Consider the following 17,845-nt stretch of genomic DNA (forward strand, 5'->3'; position numbering starts at 1 on the left):
GGGGGCCACGGTCGCTTATCGTGGCCTCTTTTCTTTTGGGTCAATGGTAATCATAGCCGAGATATCGGTTCGGCTTGTCCGCATCTTCTGGTTTGCCGATAAATCGCGCCCAAACCCCACCGGGCCGCCAAATGCCATCCATCAAGTCAAATGCCCTCTCTACATCGCCGCCCCGCCCTTCCAAGGCAAAGCGATAGAAAAAGGCTGAAACCCGCGCATTGTAGATACAATGCACATGCAGTGGCGCATCCGGCGCTGCTTCGATTGCGTCACAAAAGGCCGTCCAGTCCGCTTCGGTTGGATCGGCAAAATCCACCGGGATATAGACATATTCCACTCCGAGCTGCTCAACACTCGTCGCCTCATCATCCAACGCGCCGTCATTTGAATGCGGACCGAGGTTGATAATCTGTGCGACCCCCGATCGTGCAAGCAAGCTGAGTTGCCCCTCCGTAGGCTGCCCTGACAGGCTGATGCGGTTGTCCCAACGCCGCCAGTTCAGAATGTCTTGTTCGGCTGTCATGGTTGCTTCCTTCTTTGGCCTGAGTTTGCCCCGCGATCCGGCGCTGCACCGCAGTCCCTTCACACACCGTTAATCTTAACCCTTCTCTAACCCTCTGCGTCCAGAGTTTTGCCATGTCTGCGCTCTCTGATTCCCATCAACCCATGCTCTTTGACGAGACCCCTGCCGCCGCACCCCTTCAGGGCAAGCAACCCTCGTACATACGTGATCATCGCCAGCGGTTGCGGGCCCGTTTCATGGCGGGCGGCGCCGATGCGATGCCGGATTATGAGTTGTTGGAACTCGTCTTGTTTCGGGCCATCCCGCGCCGCGATGTCAAACCCATTGCACGGGCGTTGATGGACCGGTTCGGCGATTTCAATCACGTGATCACAGCGCCGGAGGCCCGCTTGCGGGACATTTCCGGCGTCGGCGATGCCGTGATCGTTGAATTGAAGATCGTGCAAGCCGCGGCGCAGCGGATGGCGCAGGCCAAGGTACTGCAAAAACACATTCTCTCAAGTTGGGACGCACTGCTGGAATACTGCCAGATCGCCATGGCCCACCGCGAGACAGAACAGTTTCGCGTGCTCTATCTCGACCGCAAAAACCTGCTGATTGCGGATGAGGAACAAGGTAAAGGCACCGTGGATCATGTGCCCGTCTACCCCCGCGAGGTCGCCAAACGGGCGTTGGAGCTGAACGCTTCCGCACTGATTCTCGTGCACAATCACCCATCAGGCGATCCAACCCCGTCAGCCGCAGATATCGACATGACCCACCAGATAGAATGCGCCTGTGACGCGCTGGGGATCACACTCCACGATCACCTGATCATCGGAAAATCACGGGAACTGAGCCTGCGATCTGAAGGGTTCATTTAAAAGGGCGCGCTCCTAGCGCACCCAGACCTCAACGCGGCGGTTGGCCTGCCTGCCCCATGCGGTGTCATCACAGGCCATCGGAAGTGCCTCGCCAAAGGCATCAACCCCCAGATCCACTCGTTCCAGATTGGCGGTCACCGCTGCTGCGCTCACCGCCCGCAAGACCGCCTCGGCGCGGCGCAGTGCGATGTCGCGGTTGGCCTTTGCTGCCCCCTGACCATCGCTGAACCCGACAAAAAGGATCTGCCGCGCATCGTATTTGCCCTGTTCCAGAGACCGCGCCAGTTGTTGCACGTTGGAACGGGACTGCGCATCGAGCCGGATCGACCCGGCTTCGAACCTGAAAGACGTGGTGAGCCGCGCCATCGGGCCAAGCGTGGCTGTCATGCGTTGCAACTCCTGCAACGACGTTTCAGGGCCGGCCACCGTGATCGCATTGGCAAACCGGTTGCCCTGATCATCCACCGGAATTTCCTCGGGCCGCTGATCCACAAATCCGGCGCGCCGGATCACATTTTGGGCAGTGGGACCGCGGGTAAAGGCCAGAAACTCCCGCGCGATCAACGGCAGACGCCGCGCCGGGAAATACAGAAACATCGGTGCGGTGAGCGGGTAATCCTCGGTTTTGATCGTGCGCCGCGCCGCATCGAGATAAAACCCGCATGTCCCGCTAAGCGTCAGCACCTGTGTGTTGCGCCGTTCGGCAAAGCTGGTGATGCCCAAGGCAAAACTGTCCTTTGCCACAGCTTGGGCCAGTGCCCCCGGCAAGGCATGGCGGGTGATCTGCCCCGCCAGTGACGATTTTGCAGGCACCATTATCTGATCCTCGATGGCCTGGCTCAGCCCGCTGGCCAGATCGGGCAAATGCAGATCAATCGGCGCGTCTGGCCCGCCCAGTTCCTGCCAGTTTGTGACCTCTCCGGCAAACACCTGCGCAAGTGTCAGTGGCGAAATATCCTTGATCGGATTGGTCGGCGCGACCACTGGCACAACGGCATCCAATGCCAGAACACGGCTGCGGTTCGGCCCGGTCAGATCCCCCATGCCGGCTTCACGGGCATTGATCCGTTCGGCTTTGCGGATCTCGCGCAGGGACATGACGATATCGGCCTCATTGGCCAGCAGATCGGCAAACCCTTCATCGGCATTGGTGGCGCGAAAGCCAAATCGCGCAGCCAGCTTTCCGCTGTCCTTGCGGTGCAACAACAGATCAAACCGCGTTGCATCCACGTTTTCCCGGCTCACATCATACCCGCCGCGTTGGGCATAGGCCTCGATCAGTGCCGGCATCAGAACCGCGCCCATGGTCGCAGAACCGGAAAGATACACCTCGGCAACGTAGTCTTGTAAATTCGGACAACCCGGACCGGCACAATTCACACCGGATCCGTCAACCGTCAGTTCGCCATATTCGGTTTGGACACGATAGAACTCTCCGTCAAAACCGGAGAGAGTTCCGCTCAGCTCGATTTTGCCATCGCGCGAGGTCAGCGTGACGTCCTGTGCCCACAAAGTGGATGCACCAAACAGAAAAAATGCGGCGAAAGCCGCCGCACATTTCAATCTCATCCTAAGATCCCTGGCGCTGCGTTACTTGGCAGCGACTTTCAGGTCTTGCAGCAGATTATTCAACACCAGAAACCCACCAATCTCGTCGCAATCAGGAACGGGCAGTGTCAGGTTTTGCGTTTTGATCGAATAATCGCCCAAAACTTCAAGCGACTGCGCCTCAATCTCCAACCCGCAATTGGCCTCGGTGATCTCCGCTTCAACGCTCAAAGCGATGACGCCAGAGCGGCCATTTGTATCACTGGGAAAGCTGTAGACTTCTGCCAGCAGGGGATCACCTGCGTTTGTATCGCCATGCCGCGTCAGAACGCCGCCGTTGCCTGTGACAGCATCGGCAATCTCGCCAGGTGACGCTTCCCACAAATGGCCGGTCTCGCCGTAGCCTGCGCCAAATTCGCGGGCGTGGATCTGAAACCCTGTGTTGCCCTTCCATTGCAGAACCGAGCGGTCAAAATCAGCCAAGTCCTCGACCATGGTCTGCGCCACTGCGCCATCACCATTGGTGAAAGCCATGATAAACACGGCGTCGGTGGCCAAGGCCGGCACGGTCAGGTCCAGTGTTCCGTTAAAAGTTGTCGTCTCGGTGAAAATCATGCCGTTGTGGTGCACTGTCACCCGCTCATTGGGCAGACAGGGCGCTTCCATGCTCAGCTTGACCATCGCCGCCGCAATCGGCTGTGCAACTGCGGAAATGGTGCAGGCGTTGGCCACATCAATCTCCGGCATATCCGGTTCAGGCAGAACGCTCTTGGGTGACGCAACCTTGACCACTTCGGGATCAGCCTGCGGCACGTCAATCGCACTGCTGAACTCCGCCGAAGTCAGCTTGATTTCCTGCACATCCAACAGGGAATTGGCTGGATCGGAGGCATCAATCGTTTTCACCATGGGGATGGCATTGCCAGCCACACCATAGCGTTGCTGTGCGGTATCGGTGCTTTGCATGACAAAGCCGATGGCAAGCGCGCAGGTCAATGTACCTGCTGCGGTTGCGATACCTTTTTTCTGCAAAACAAAAGTCTGCAACATGGGTCCTGTTCCTTTAATGGAATCGTTCAGGAACGTTGTCGCAAACAAAAAGGGCCGCCTTATGACCCGTTTAGGCGCAGAATGTGGCGCTTAAGTGTCAGATGTTTAACCCAAACGCCCGTGGCAATGTTTGAATTTCTTACCGGACCCACAAGGGCACATGTCATTTCGGCTGGGGTTACCCCAAGTGGAAGGATCATCCTCGACAAACCCATCCACCGCGGCACCCGCTGCGGGCGTTTCCTTGGCCGCTGCCGCGTTCATTGCCAATTGACGCGCTGCCATTTCCTGCATCATCGCGTTCCGCTCTTCTTCAGTCATCGGCTGAATCTGGGCCAGCTTTTGCGTGACGTCCTGACGCAGGCTGTCGAGCATGGTTTCAAACAGTTGGAAGGATTCATTCTTGTATTCGTTCAACGGATCGCGTTGCGCATAGCCGCGGAAGCCGACCACAGACCGCAGGTGTTCCAGCGTCAGCAGGTGATCGCGCCACTTGCCGTCAATCGCTTGCAACAAAAGCTGCTTTTCGATGTTGCGCATATTCTCTTCGCCAAAGACCTCGGCCTTTTGCGCCATCAACCCGTCGGTCGCTTCGATCAGGCGTTCACGGATCACGTCGTCATCCACGCCTTCTTCTTCGCACCATTCAACGATGGGCAGATCCATGTTTAACTGTTCGGCAACCGCCGTCTTGAACCCTTCGGTGTCCCACTGATCGGCATAGGTTTTGGGCGGCATGTACACATCAATCAGATCATCGATCACCTGATGGCGCATATCGGTGACGATCTCGTTCAGATCTTCTGCTTCCATGATGTCGCGGCGCTGGCCGAATACCACCTTACGCTGCTCGTTCATCACATCGTCGAACTTCAAAAGCTGTTTGCGGATGTCAAAGTTGCGGCCCTCGACCTTGGCCTGTGCCCGCTCCAGCGATTTGTTCACCCATGGGTGAATGATCGCTTCGCCTTCTTTGAGGCCCAGCGTCGTCAGCACCTTCTCAAGCCGCTCGGACCCAAAAATGCGCATCAAGTCGTCTTCCAAGGACAAGAAGAACGATGTGCGCCCCGGATCACCCTGACGGCCAGAACGGCCCCGCAACTGGTTGTCGATGCGGCGGCTTTCGTGCCGCTCGGAGGCCAGAACATAAAGCCCGCCTGCCTCCAGCACCTTTTTCTTTTCATCCGCGTGTTCCGCCTCAATCCGCGCACGCAGGGCGGCGGGATCGGCATCCGGGTCTGCGTCCAGCGCCTCAAGCACCTTGAGATCGACGTTGCCGCCCAGCTGGATGTCCGTACCGCGGCCCGCCATGTTGGTGGCGATCGTGACCGCGCCAAGCTTGCCCGCATCCGCGATGATCTGCGCTTCTTGCTCATGCTGGCGGGCGTTCAGTACATTATGCGGAATCCCAGCCGCCGTGAGCATCACGCTCAACTGTTCAGACTTTTCAATCGACGTGGTCCCCACAAGGCAGGGCTGGCCCTTGGCATGGGCTTCTTTCACCTTATCGATCATCGCCTGGTATTTTTCGTTTGCCGTACGATAGACGGCATCATCCTCATCGACCCGTGCAATTGGCACATTGGTCGGGATCTCGACCACGCCGAGCCCGTAAATCTCGCCAAATTCTTCGGCTTCGGTCAACGCGGTGCCGGTCATCCCGGCCAGCTTGTCATAAAGACGGAAATAGTTCTGGAACGTCACCGAAGCAAGCGTGACATTCTCCGGCTGAATGGAGGTGCCTTCCTTGGCCTCGATCGCCTGATGCAACCCATCAGACAAACGGCGGCCCTGCATCATCCGGCCGGTGAATTCGTCAATCAACATCACCTCACCGTCACGGACGATGTAATCGCGGTCTTTCAGGAACAGCTTGTGCGCCCGCAAACCCTGATTGACGTGGTGAACAATGGTCGTGCTCTCGGGATCATAAAGAGTCTGACCCTCTTCAAGCAGACCATGCGCACGGAGTTGCTCTTCGAGAAACTCGTTGCCTTCGTCAGTAAAGGTCACATTTTTGGTTTTCTCGTCCAGCTCGTAATGTTCTGGCTGCAAGGACGGGATCAGCGCGTCAACGGTCACATACATCTCGGACCGGTCCTGCGCCGGTCCGGAAATGATCAACGGCGTCCGGGCTTCGTCGATCAGAATACTGTCGACCTCATCCACAATCGCGAAATTGTGCTGCTTTTGCAGGATCTCATCGAGGTTGGATTTCATGTTATCGCGCAGATAATCAAAACCCAGCTCGTTGTTCGTGGCATAGGTGATGTCGCATTCGTAAGCGGCACGTTTATCGGCCTCAGGCATCTGCGAGATCGCCGCGCCGGTGGTCATACCAAGTGCGCCAAATACCTTGCCCATCCAATCCGCATCACGCTGAACCAGGTATTCGTTCACGGTCACAACGTGAACGCCCTTGCCCGTGAGCGCATTCAGATAAGCGGCCAGAGCGGCAGTGAGGGTTTTGCCCTCACCGGTCTTCTGTTCGGAAATATTACCTTCATGCAGAAAAATCGCGGCCAGCATCTGTGTATCAAAGGCGCGAATGCCGAGCGTCCGGCGTGCGGCCTCGCGGCAGTTTGCAAATGCCTCGGGCAGCAGGTCATCAAGGCTTTCGCCATTCTGGGCGCGTTGGCGCAGATCCGCTGTTTTGTCGATCAACCCTTGGTCGCTCAGCTTTTCGATCTCTGGCTCAAGTGCGTTGATCTTTGCCACCAGCGGGCGCGTCGCCTTGATCTTGCGGTCGTTTGGTGTGCCAAAGACCTTTTTGGCGATTGTTCCGATACCCAGCATGTGCTCTCCAGCCGAAGTTGCAATGTCTGGCGCTGATCTGCTTGCCCAGCGCCTTGTCTGCCCATAGATAGATGGGTGAACGAGCGTCTGAACGGCGCCCATAGGGCGATGTAAGGGCCGCACCAAACGCTGTCAATGTAGCAGCCCCCCGGGAGGGGCGAACGATAGGACATTCCATGCATAAACCACGCACTTTTCTGGCATCTCTGGCACTTTCCGCATGTCTGGCCCTACCGGCGGCCGCGCAGGACGAAGCCGGGTTGGATACCGTTGTTGCCACAGTGAACGGCACAGAGATTACCGTGGGCCACATGATCGTCGCCCGCGCGACCCTGCCCGAGCAGTATCAGCAGCTGCCCGATGAGATCCTTTTCAAAGGTATTCTGGATCAGTTGGTGCAACAGACGGCCCTTGCTGACACCTATCAGGGTGATCTGCCAGCGCGGGTCAGACTGTCGATGGAAAACGAAAACCGTTCCCTTGTGGCGGGTGAAGTGATCGAAGGCGTGATGGCTGGCCCCGTTGACGAAGACGCAGTCAAGGCCGCCTATGACGAACAATACGCCAGCGCCGAACAGGGCGATGAATACAACGCCTCTCACATTTTGGTGGAAACCCAGGAAGAGGCGCTTGCGATCAAGGCTGAACTGGATGGCGGTGCAGACTTTGCCGAGCTGGCCCGCGAAAAATCCACCGGCCCGTCCGGCCCCGGCGGCGGATCGCTGGGCTGGTTCGGAAAAGGCATGATGGTGCCCAGTTTCGAGGCTGCTGTCATTGCCATGGAAGCAGGCGCGGTGTCTGAACCGGTAGAGACACAGTTTGGCTGGCATGTGATCATGCTGAACGAGATCCGGAAGACCGAAGCCCCCGCGCTTGACACCGTGCGCGACGAGCTGGAGCTTCAAATCCGCCAGACCCGCGTCCAGACCACAATCGACAGCATCACCGAAGCCGCCGATGTGGACCGCTCTGCCGCGGAAGGCATTGATCCGGCGATCCTCAAAAACATCGAATGGCTTGAATAAGAAATGGCAAAAATAACCTCTGTTTCACCGCTCGCGCCTGCACAATTTCCCGATCTGCCTGTGATCGACGGGGTACGCTTTGCAACGACAGCCGCTGGTGTTCGATATCAAGGCCGGACAGACGTGATGCTGGCGGTGTTGAACCCCGGTACCAGCATTGCAGGGGTGTTCACCCGCTCCGCCACCCGCGCGGCACCGGTTCTTGATTGCCAGGAAAAGATTGGCGGTGCCGCCACTGGCCCTGCCGCGATTTTGGTCAATTCGGGCAATGCCAATGCCTTCACCGGCCAAGGTGGCGTGCAGAGTGTTCAGGCAATCACGGCGGCGGTGGCCGCCAGTTGTGATATACCGCAGGCGCGTGTCTTCACATCCTCGACCGGTGTGATTGGCGAACCGCTGCCACATGACAAGATCACTGCTGTCCTTGGGGATCTGCATGACCGTTTGGATGCAAGCGGGATCGCCGCTGCCGCCAAGGCGATCATGACGACCGACACCTTCCCGAAAGGTGCCTCTACCCGCGTGACAGACAACGGCGGAACCGTGCAGATCGCGGGCATCGCCAAAGGCTCCGGCATGATCGCGCCGGATATGGCCACAATGCTGGTCTACATCTTTACAGATGCGCAGATAGATCAGGCTGATCTGCAATCCATGGTGTCGGAGTTCAACGATGTCACCTTTAACTGCATCACCGTTGATAGCGATACATCAACCTCGGACAGCTTGATCATGGCGGCCACAGGCGCTTCCGGTGTCGATATGACCGGCAGTGCCGCGTTCAGGGAGGCACTGCATGGTCTGATGCTCGATCTGGCACATCAAGTGGTCAAAGACGGCGAAGGCGCAACCAAATTTGTCGAGATTGCCGTCACCGGCGCGGCCAGTGCCGCAGATGCCAAGACCCACGCGATGGCCATCGCCAATTCACCACTGATCAAGACCGCAATCGCAGGCGAAGATCCCAACTGGGGCCGTGTTGTGATGGCCATCGGAAAATCGGGCGCCGCGGCGGACCGTGATCGCCTATCTATCCGCTTCGGCGATATCCAAGTGGCCAAGGATGGCTGGCGCAGCCCCGATTATTCCGAAGCGGATGCCGCTGCCCACATGAAAGGCGACCATGTATCCATCGGGGTCGATCTGGGGATCGGAACAGGCTCAGCAACCGTTTGGACCTGCGATTTGACCCATGGATATATCGAGATTAACGCGGACTACCGTTCATGAAGGTGGTCCTTGTTTCAGCGGTCGCGCTGATTGACGTGGATGGTCGGGTCTTGTTGGCACAACGACCGGAAGGCAAATCCATGGCGGGCCTCTGGGAATTTCCCGGCGGCAAGGTCGAAGCTGACGAGACCCCTGAAACGGCCCTGATTCGCGAACTGGAAGAAGAACTGGGCATCAACACTTGGGCATCCTGCCTGGCTCCGCTGACCTTTGCCAGCCACAGCTATGAGGATTTTCATCTGCTGATGCCGTTGTTCGCCTGCCGCAAATGGGAAGGCACGCCAATGCCGCGCGAGAATCAGGCGTTGAAATGGGTGCGGGCCAATGATTTGCGCAATTATCCCATGCCCCCTGCCGATGTGCCGCTGATCCCGATCCTTCGCGACTGGCTCTGAACCCAAACGCGCTGAAATCTGGATTCGATCCCCTTGGTCTGAGAAACAATCCGCTGGTGTTTTCCGAATTGTTCACTAAAATGTGAGGTATTCTTTTGGGGGAAAGAAAATGCTGCGAACCATCACTTTGGGAACATGTGTGTCCGTTCAGGGTATCTTCGTAAAAGATATGCCCGATGGGCGCATCGCTGTGAAAGTAGACGACACCGTCTATGCCGGCAAACCCGTCACCCGCAAGAACTAAGCGGTTTTCAAACTGTTCAACGAAAAAGGGGCTGCGTCACCGCAGCCCCTTTTTTGATGTCTTGACGTGGCCCGCTTTATGAAAGCGTACGGGTCACTTCTTCGCGTTCAAAGATTTCGATCACGTCATCAGGACGGATATCGTCATAGTTTTCAAACGCCATACCGCATTCCTGACCGGACTGTACCTCTGGCACCTCGTCCTTGAAACGCTTGAGTGTTTTCAACGTACCCTCATGGATCACCACGTTGTCACGCAGCAAACGCACCCCGGCAGAACGTCGCGCCACGCCTTCGGTAACCAAGCAACCCGCAACCTTGCCGACGCCAGTGACCTTGAAGACCTCTTTGATCGACGCGTAGCCGATAAAGTTTTCTTTGATCTCCGCGCTGAGCAAGCCAGAGGCCGCCGCTTTGACGTCATCCACGAGGTCATAAATCACAGAATAGTACCGGATCTCGACGCCCTTTTGGTTCGCCGTGTTCCGTGCAGAGGCATTGGCACGAACGTTAAAGCCCATGATCGGTGCGCCGGATGCCTCAGCAAGACCAACATCGGTCTCGGTGATCGCACCAACACCGGAGTGCAATACGCGCACGCGCACCTCATCGTTGCCGATCTTCTCCATCGCCTGAACAATCGCTTCGGCAGAGCCCTGAACATCCGCTTTGACCAGAATAGGCAGCTCGCTGACGTTTTCGTCCGCCTTGGCGTTCGCCATCAACTGTTCAAGTGTCGTCGCCGCACCGGCAGCCGCACGTTTGTCCTTGGCCGCATTTGCACGATAATCCGCGATCTCACGTGCCTGTGCTTCGGTATCCGTTACGTTCAGAACATCGCCCGCTTCAGGCGTACCGTTCAGCCCCAGAACCTCGACAGGAACCGAAGGTCCGGCTTCCTTGACGCGGTTGCCCTTGTCATCAATCAGCGCACGGACCTTACCGTACTGCTCACCCACAACAAAGATATCGCCCTGGCGCAGCGTACCGTTCTGAACCAGAACCGTCGCAACTGGGCCGCGGCCCACGTCAAGCTGTGCCTCAATCACTGCACCAACGGCAGCGCGATCTGGATTGGCTTTCAGTTCCAGAATTTCGGATTGCAGCGCAATCGCTTCGAGCAGCTCATCAAGGCCCTGACCGGTGATTGCGGAGACTTCAACGTCCTGCACTTCACCCGACATTTTCTCAACAATCACTTCGTGTTGCAGCAGATCTGTACGCACCTTGTCAGGATCAGCCGCCGGGCGGTCGATCTTGTTGATGGCCACGATCATTGGCACTTCGGCCGCCTTGGCGTGATTGATCGCCTCAATGGTCTGCGGCATCACAGCGTCATCCGCCGCAACCACCAGAACCACGATATCCGTTACCTGAGCACCGCGCGAACGCATGGAGGTAAAGGCCGCGTGGCCCGGCGTATCAAGGAATGACAGAACCTGACCACCATCCGTCGTGACCTGATAGGCACCGATGTGCTGTGTGATCCCGCCCGCTTCGCCGGCAACAACCTTGGCATTGCGGATCGCATCCAGCAGAGATGTTTTACCGTGGTCAACGTGACCCATGATCGTGATCACCGGTGGACGGCTCACCAGATCAGCCGGATCATCTTCGATCTCTTTGATCACATCTTCGACGTCCGCATCGGAAACACGGACCACCTTGTGGCCAAATTCCTCGATGATCAGTTCCGCGGTATCGGCATCAATGGTCTCGTTTTGCGTAACCATCATGCCGTTCTGCATCAGCGCTTTGACAACGGCGCCTGTCTTTTCGGCCATACGTGCAGCCAATTCGGACACAACAATTGCCGGTGGCAATTGCACATCACGAATAACCTTTTCGCGCTCAACACTGCCGCCCATCGCCTTTTGGCGTGCGCGTTCCTGCTTCCGCTTCATTTGCGCCATGGATCGCTGTCGGCCACCATCACGGCCAGAAAGCGCCTGATTAACCGTCAGCTTGCCAGACCGGCGGCTGTCATCACCACGGTTCTTCTTGTTCGTGTCCTCGCGGTCACGATCGGTTTTGCGAGGTGTGGCAGCCGGCGCAGGCTTGTTGGCCGGTGCGCGGGCCGCTGGGGCCGCCGCAACAGGAGCCGCAGCCGCCGCTTGCGCAGCAGCTTCGGCTTCACGGGCTTTGCGCTCGTCTTCCTCGGCCTTTGCCTTGAGGCTTTCTTCGCGCTCGCGTTCTGCCTTTTCTTTGGCTTCGATCTCGGCGCGGCGGCGTTCACGATCCTCTGCGCGGGCCTTTTCTTCGGCTTCGCGGGCAGCGGCCTCTTCGACCTCACGCGCCTTGGCCGCTTGCACAGCCTTCAGCCGGCGGGCCATTTCCGCATCTGTAATCCCCGCAGGACGTTTGGACGGATCACCAATAGGAGAGCCTCCAGCCGCACCGGACTTTGCCGCACCCGGCTTGGGTACAACAACGCGCTTGCGTTTGGTTTCGACCACGACGTTCTTGGTCCGCCCATGGCTAAAGCTTTGCTTTACGTTGCCCGGACGCGCAGGTGCCCCGCGCAGACCCAATGTTTTCTTGCCGTCAGTATCGCTCATTTAGCTCGTCATCCTTTCGGCTGGCCGTTGCCAACCTCGTTTTTGCGCACGCCTTTAAGTCGTTGGGCTTCCTCTACAACACGCAGAGTGAGTCCGCCAGAGGCGAGCGCCCCATGTATCACAGTTTGCCGACCGAATGCCAAACCCAATTCGTCTGCGGTCAGCCAGCCAATGTAGTGGCCGTAGTGCGGTGTGCTTAGTTTCGATTTGCCGCGGCCTGATCCGTCCACCGCCTGGACCAGCACCTCGGCTTCTTCTGTTTGCAGCCAGCCTTTGACTTTTTCGTAGCCCGCAACAGCCTTGCCAGATTTACGTTGCAGCGAAATCAGGTCAACGACCCGCCGCGCCAGCTGCCGCTCAACCTCATCGGCCAAATCATCAGCCACCGTAACCTGCTGTTTGGCCGCACGGGAAAACAGCTTTTTCTTAACGGCCATCTCAATCGCCGCGCGGTCCGATGCCACATATATGCCGCGGCCAGGCAGTTTGCCCAGAATATCCGGCACAATCTGCGCATCCGGCCCCACGACAAAGCGCACCAAACCATGCTTTGGTTGCACCTCGCCCGTGGCAATGCACTTGCGATCAGGACCGTTTTCCCGGTCTTTTGGAACGCCACCGCGACCCATCATGAACCTCCGAGGCCTGCGATCAGGCCCCGGTCTCCTCGGTCAGGTCTGCATCTTCGCCGTCCAGCGCCTCTTCTGCGTCTGCTTCCAGTTCTGCCGGATCGACCCAGCCCAGCAGCACGCGGGCTGTCATGATCATGGTTTGTGCGTCCTCAAGCGAGATGTCGAAAGGTTCGAGAACCCCGTCATCCTTGACCCGCTCACCCTCAACAGTGGTCCAGCCACCGGCCAGCTCCCAATCCGCGCAGGTTGCGAAATCTTCCAGTGTTTTTACGTCGTCTTTGGCCAGCGCCTCAATCATCTGGGGTGTCAGACCCTCAAATTCAACAAGGCTGTCCTCGACACCCAATGCACGAGCATTCTCAAGCGCCGCTTTGTTGCGGGCCTCCAACACGTCGCGGGCACGGGCCTGCAGTTCATTCGCAGTGTCTTCGTCAACGCCGTCGATCACCAACAGTTCGTCAATCTCGACATAGGCCACCTCTTCGAGGTTGGTGAACCCTTCGGAGACCAGCAACTGGGCAAAGAATTCGTCCAGATCGAGGTTGTCCATGAACAGCTTGGTGCGCAGTTCAAACTCGGCCTGACGGCGCGCGCTTTCCTGCTCTTCTGTCATGATGTCGATATCAAGACCGGTCAACTGGGACGCCAGGCGCACGTTCTGACCTCGGCGGCCAATCGCCAGCGACAATTGCTCTTCAGGAACAACAACTTCGATCTTACCAGCTTCTTCGTCCAAAACAACCTTGGACACTTCGGCAGGCTGCAGCGCATTCACCAAGAAGGTTGGCTGATCTTCGTTCCATGGAATGATGTCGATTTTTTCGCCCTGAAGCTCGTTCACGACCGCCTGAACCCGAGAGCCGCGCATACCAACGCAAGCCCCAACCGGATCAATCGAACCGTCATAAGAAATCACGGCAATCTTGGCACGCGATCCGGGATCACGGGCAACCGCCTTGATCTCGATGATGCCGTCATAAATCTCCGGCACTTCCATCTTGAACAATTCGGCCATGAATTCGGGCGCGGTACGGCTCAGGAAGATCTGCGGGCCACGCTGCTCGCGGCGCACATCCTTGATGTAAACGCGGATCCGGTCGTTCGGACGATAGCTTTCACGGCCGATCTTCTCGTTGCGGCGCAGGATCGCTTCGCCAGCGCCCACATCCACAATAACGTTGCCATATTCTTCACGCTTGACCAGACCATTGATGATGGTGCCTGCGCGATCCTTGAACTCTTCGTACTGACGATCACGCTCGGCTTCGCGAACCTTCTGCAAGATCACCTGCTTGGCCGACTGCGCGGCAATCCGGCCCATCTCGACCGGTGGCACTTCTTCTACATAGGTGTCGCCAACCGCAGGATTGTCCATGTATTGCTTGGCCTGCTCAACGGTGAATTCCGCCTGATAGTTCTCAAGCTCTTCATCCTCGACCACGGTGCGCACGCGGGTAAAGGTGGCGCGACCTGTCTTGCGGTCAATCGCCACGCGAATGTCCATTTCCGCGCCATAGCGGGACTTCGCTGCACGGGCGAGCGATTCTTCCATCGCTTCGACCACCAGATTGGGGTCGATCATCTTTTCACGGGCAACCGCCTCGGCGGTTTGAAGCAGCTCAAGCTGGTTGGCAGATGTAATGGCCATTAGTCTTCTCCCTCAGCAGACTCATCAGTCTGGATCTCATCGAATTGGGTTTCGTCAATTGCACCTGACGCCTTGCGTTGGCGCAGCATTTCTTTAATCAGATCATCCGTCAGAACCAGTTTGGCATCCGACAGCCAGTCAAACTTCAGGCCAATGGTGCCCTCTTCGACATTGATCAGCACTTCGTCATCCTCAACACCCGCCAGCGCACCCTTAAAGCGGCGGCGACCATCGATCAGCTCTTCTGTCTCGATCTTCGCCTCGTAGCCTTCGAACATGTCAAAGTCTTTGAGACGGGTCAGCGGACGGTCGATCCCCGGCGAGGACACTTCGAGCGTATATTCCTCGACAATCGGATCTTCGACATCAAGAATCGCGCCGATCGCCTGAGTGATATCACTCAGATGATCCACTTCGATCCCGCCTTCGGGTTTATCGCACATGATCTGAAGCGTTGTGGTTTTGCCGCTCATCAGACGCACGCGCACCAGTTCAAACCCCAGATCCTCAATCACCGGTGTGATGATCTCGGCCATGCGGCGGTCAATGGCGGCTTTGGCTATCAGGTCGTTGGTCATGATCTCGCTTGGTATTGGGCACAAAAAAACGGGCGCGCGGCCCGTATCGTGTTTCGGTGGAGCGTTTGGTGTGGACCCGATCGCGCCGCTGTTGAGATGCATATAGGGGGATGGGCGCGAAACTGCAAGCCGCTTTACCCAAACCACCACCGCTCAGCCGCGCGGAGGTTGTCCAGCGGGCGCAGGTTGCTGATCTGGGCAGGCTGGGCCAGATCGGCACTGACCGCCTGAACCGGATTGCGGGCATCTGGCAGCAACACGATATCCGGCATCCCGGCCAAGCCTCTGGCATCATGCAGGTCTGCGGCATCCACAAGGTATTCGCCCAGCGCCTGACCGCGGACCATCTCTGATGGGATCGACGTCAATTCAACCTCATCGAACCACCCCGCACTGCCATCCTTGTAATGTTGAGACACGCGCGCTGCCAACAACCGCTGCCCCGGCACAAAGCGTTTCACCTGATAAAGGCCCGTGCCAATACCGCTGTCTGGCGCATGTGCGGGGCGAATCACATGATCTGGCTGCGCCAGTCGAAGGGGAAGGCCCGCGTCGGGCTGTGACAGCGTGATTTGCAACTCAAACGGGCCAAGTGGTACGATATCCGCGTCCAACTGCCACGCCAGGCTTGCCGCTGCATCTGCGGATGTGAAGGGCTGACCATCGTGGAACCGCACATCCGGACGCAAATCAAAGATCCAGATCCGCCCATCCTCGGACGCACGCCAATCCAATGCCAACTCAGGGCGCAACGTGCCATCCGCAGCAACCTCTGTCAGCGTGTCAAAGACCAGCCCCTGCCGCGCAACCTGCATGAACAGACCTTCACCCATGGTCCAACTGTCATCGCGATTTGCACCAGAAAGCGCCATGCGCAACCGGCCACCCTGCTTTGGCAGGCCCGACGCCGACATGCCCGACGCCGCCAAAAGCGCCGCAGCTGCACCGCTGGTGAACAAGGCACGCCGGTCGATATGTGACCGCCGGGTCATTGCGCCGCAATCCTATCCATGGTCCGCACTAGCTCTGCTGAAATCCCCGGCTCTGACAACGCATGCCCTGCGTTCCGCACCATCATCAGTTCGCTTTCTGGCCATGCTTCCGACAGGGCATAGGCGCTGCTGGGGGGGCAGATCATGTCATAACGCCCCTGCACAATGGTGCCGGGAATATGTTTGATCCGGTCCATATTCGCGATAATCTGGCCGTCACTCTCAAGAAACCCGGCATGAGTGAAATAATGGTTTTCCAACCGTGAGAAAGCGCGGGCATAATCCGCCGGCCCCTCATGCACAGACCCTGCCGAATGAATCGAGGCCAATGCATTTTCCCATGCGGCCCATGCACGGCCATATTGCCGCTCCACCTGCAGATCGCCGGAAAAAAGCCGCCGGTGATAAGCTGCGATCAGATCATCGCGTTCGTCTTCGGGGATCAAATCCACAAACCGTGCCCAAACTTCGGGCCAGAACTTGCCCGCGCCGCCGCCATAAAACCAATCCAGCTCGGCCCGGGTCATAAGGAACACCCCTCGCAAGACCAGATGGCGCACTGCTTCGGGATGGCTTTGTGCATAGATCAACGCCAGCGTCGCACCCCAGGATCCCCCAAAAACGATCCAGTCTGATATGCCAAGCGTTGTGCGAATCAACTCGATATCCGCCACCAGATGCCACGTCGTATTGTCCGTGACCGATGCATGGGGCCGCGACCGGCCACATCCGCGCTGATCAAACAAGATCACCCGGTACACCGATGGATCAAAATAACGCCGCATGGACGGGCTGCACCCGCCCCCGGGGCCGCCATGCAGCACTACAACCGGTATCCCCTCAGGGTTTCCGCATTGCTCGACATAGACCTGATGACCTTGCCCAACCGCCAACATCCGCTGATCGAACGGATCAACGGGCGGATAAAGATACTGCACTGCGCGCTTTTGGTCGGGATACTTGTCCATCACGGCCCTATATAGTCTTTCACAACACAAGAGCATAGGGAGCGTGGAATGCAAACGCCTCAAACAACAGTCGACCCCGCCGAAGTCGCAAAATTCGAAGCGATGGCCGCCGAATGGTGGGATTTGAACGGTAAATTCAAACCCTTGCACATGCTTAACCCCTGCCGGTTGGACTATATCACCAACCAGATCGCGGGCGAGTTTGACCGTGATCTGAAATCAGACGCGCCATTCAAAGGCCTGCGAATCCTTGATATCGGCTGCGGCGGTGGATTGCTGGCCGAACCGATGGCGCGGCTGGGTGCCGATGTGGTGGGAGCAGATGCCGCTGCTGGCAACATCCCCGTGGCGCAAGTGCATGCGGCGCAGTCGGGCCTCCAGATTGACTACCGCCACACCACAGCTGAAGCGATGGCCGAGGCGGGCGAACAATTTGACGCGGTTCTGAACATGGAGGTGGTCGAGCATGTCGCCTCCCCCATTGATTATCTGACCGCTTGCCATGATCTGCTCAAACCCGGCGGATTGCACATCTGTTCGACGATCAACCGCAATCCAAAATCCTACATGATGGCCATTGTTGGTGCCGAACACATCATGCGCTGGCTGCCCAAAGGCACACATGAATGGTCCAAGTTCATCACCCCGGATGAACTGTTTGACCTGCTGACCCGTGCAGGGCTGACCCCGGTGGATCGCAAGGGATTCGTTTTCAATCCCATCGCCTGGAGCTGGAGCCTGTCGGACAGGGATCTGAGCGTGAACTACGTCACCGCCAGCACGCGACCCAACTGAC

At 57.7% G+C, this 17,845-nt stretch carries 16 protein-coding genes; 6 read left to right on the forward strand and 10 right to left on the reverse strand.

Features of this window, described 5'->3' with window-relative positions; genetic code table 11:
- Window positions 1-40 precede the first annotated feature (40 nt).
- The gene (locus JNX03_RS13200; protein ID WP_203209489.1) at window positions 41-523 is read right to left on the reverse strand and encodes a protein tyrosine phosphatase family protein; all 483 of its coding nucleotides are present in this window, start codon (window positions 521-523) and stop codon (window positions 41-43) included.
- A 113-nt stretch (window positions 524-636) separates the two neighbouring features.
- On the opposite strand from JNX03_RS13200, the gene radC reads away from it, so the two are divergent.
- Window positions 637-1,386: a RadC family protein gene (radC, locus tag JNX03_RS13205; protein ID WP_203209490.1), complete on the forward strand. Its 750-nt coding sequence runs from the start codon at window positions 637-639 to the stop codon at window positions 1,384-1,386.
- A gap of 12 nt (window positions 1,387-1,398) precedes the next feature.
- Here radC and JNX03_RS13210 read toward each other — a convergent pair whose 3' ends face one another.
- The 3 genes from JNX03_RS13210 to secA all read right to left on the reverse strand — a co-directional run bounded on the left by JNX03_RS13210 (window position 1,399) and on the right by secA (window position 6,780).
- Window positions 1,399-2,955: a substrate-binding domain-containing protein gene (locus JNX03_RS13210; RefSeq protein ID WP_203209491.1), complete on the reverse strand. Its 1,557-nt coding sequence runs from the start codon at window positions 2,953-2,955 to the stop codon at window positions 1,399-1,401.
- 21 nt (window positions 2,956-2,976) lie between these two features.
- Complete coding sequence (locus tag JNX03_RS13215; RefSeq protein WP_203209492.1) at window positions 2,977-3,984, reverse strand: hypothetical protein; 1,008 nt, start codon at window positions 3,982-3,984, stop codon at window positions 2,977-2,979.
- A 105-nt stretch (window positions 3,985-4,089) separates the two neighbouring features.
- A complete protein-coding gene (gene secA, locus JNX03_RS13220; protein WP_203209493.1) occupies window positions 4,090-6,780 on the reverse strand; it encodes a preprotein translocase subunit SecA in 2,691 nt (896 codons plus the stop codon).
- Between the two features lie 176 nt (window positions 6,781-6,956).
- Between secA and JNX03_RS13225 the strand changes: the two genes are divergently transcribed.
- The 4 genes from JNX03_RS13225 (at window position 6,957) to JNX03_RS20690 (ending at window position 9,674) form a co-directional block, all read left to right on the forward strand.
- Window positions 6,957-7,805 (forward strand): peptidylprolyl isomerase, encoded by an 849-nt coding sequence (locus tag JNX03_RS13225; RefSeq protein ID WP_203209494.1) that lies wholly within the window; start codon window positions 6,957-6,959, stop codon window positions 7,803-7,805.
- Window positions 7,806-7,808: 3 nt separating this feature from the next.
- Window positions 7,809-9,035, forward strand: coding sequence for a bifunctional glutamate N-acetyltransferase/amino-acid acetyltransferase ArgJ (gene argJ / locus JNX03_RS13230; protein ID WP_203209495.1), 1,227 nt, complete (start codon window positions 7,809-7,811; stop codon window positions 9,033-9,035).
- Window positions 9,032-9,430 carry a (deoxy)nucleoside triphosphate pyrophosphohydrolase gene (locus JNX03_RS13235; RefSeq protein WP_203209496.1) on the forward strand — a complete coding sequence of 133 codons (399 nt, stop codon included), beginning with the start codon at window positions 9,032-9,034 and terminating at the stop codon, window positions 9,428-9,430. The genes argJ and JNX03_RS13235 overlap by 4 nt, the downstream gene beginning before the upstream one ends.
- A 109-nt stretch (window positions 9,431-9,539) precedes the next feature.
- Window positions 9,540-9,674 carry a hypothetical protein gene (locus tag JNX03_RS20690; protein WP_259939953.1) on the forward strand — a complete coding sequence of 45 codons (135 nt, stop codon included), beginning with the start codon at window positions 9,540-9,542 and terminating at the stop codon, window positions 9,672-9,674.
- A 76-nt stretch (window positions 9,675-9,750) separates the two neighbouring features.
- Here JNX03_RS20690 and infB read toward each other — a convergent pair whose 3' ends face one another.
- The 6 genes from infB to pip all read right to left on the reverse strand — a co-directional run bounded on the left by infB (window position 9,751) and on the right by pip (window position 17,049).
- Window positions 9,751-12,231 carry a translation initiation factor IF-2 gene (infB, locus tag JNX03_RS13240; protein ID WP_203209497.1) on the reverse strand — a complete coding sequence of 827 codons (2,481 nt, stop codon included), beginning with the start codon at window positions 12,229-12,231 and terminating at the stop codon, window positions 9,751-9,753.
- 8 nt (window positions 12,232-12,239) lie between these two features.
- Window positions 12,240-12,860: an RNA-binding protein gene (locus JNX03_RS13245; RefSeq protein WP_203197884.1), complete on the reverse strand. Its 621-nt coding sequence runs from the start codon at window positions 12,858-12,860 to the stop codon at window positions 12,240-12,242.
- A gap of 22 nt (window positions 12,861-12,882) precedes the next feature.
- On the reverse strand, window positions 12,883-14,511 hold the full coding sequence (gene nusA / locus JNX03_RS13250; RefSeq protein WP_203209498.1) for a transcription termination factor NusA: 1,629 nt from the start codon (window positions 14,509-14,511) through the stop codon (window positions 12,883-12,885).
- Window positions 14,511-15,089: a ribosome maturation factor RimP gene (rimP, locus tag JNX03_RS13255; protein ID WP_203209499.1), complete on the reverse strand. Its 579-nt coding sequence runs from the start codon at window positions 15,087-15,089 to the stop codon at window positions 14,511-14,513. Before rimP ends, nusA begins: the two co-directional genes overlap by 1 nt.
- Window positions 15,090-15,223: 134 nt before the next feature.
- Window positions 15,224-16,081: an ABC transporter substrate-binding protein gene (locus JNX03_RS13260; protein ID WP_203209500.1), complete on the reverse strand. Its 858-nt coding sequence runs from the start codon at window positions 16,079-16,081 to the stop codon at window positions 15,224-15,226.
- On the reverse strand, window positions 16,078-17,049 hold the full coding sequence (gene pip / locus JNX03_RS13265; RefSeq protein WP_203209501.1) for a prolyl aminopeptidase: 972 nt from the start codon (window positions 17,047-17,049) through the stop codon (window positions 16,078-16,080). The genes JNX03_RS13260 and pip overlap by 4 nt, the downstream gene beginning before the upstream one ends.
- A 48-nt stretch (window positions 17,050-17,097) precedes the next feature.
- Between pip and ubiG the strand changes: the two genes are divergently transcribed.
- Window positions 17,098-17,844: a bifunctional 2-polyprenyl-6-hydroxyphenol methylase/3-demethylubiquinol 3-O-methyltransferase UbiG gene (gene ubiG / locus JNX03_RS13270; RefSeq protein ID WP_203209502.1), complete on the forward strand. Its 747-nt coding sequence runs from the start codon at window positions 17,098-17,100 to the stop codon at window positions 17,842-17,844.
- Window position 17,845: the final 1 nt, after the last annotated feature.

This window comes from Sulfitobacter mediterraneus, assembly GCF_016801775.1.
Taxonomy (GTDB): Bacteria; Pseudomonadota; Alphaproteobacteria; order Rhodobacterales; family Rhodobacteraceae; genus Sulfitobacter; species Sulfitobacter mediterraneus_A.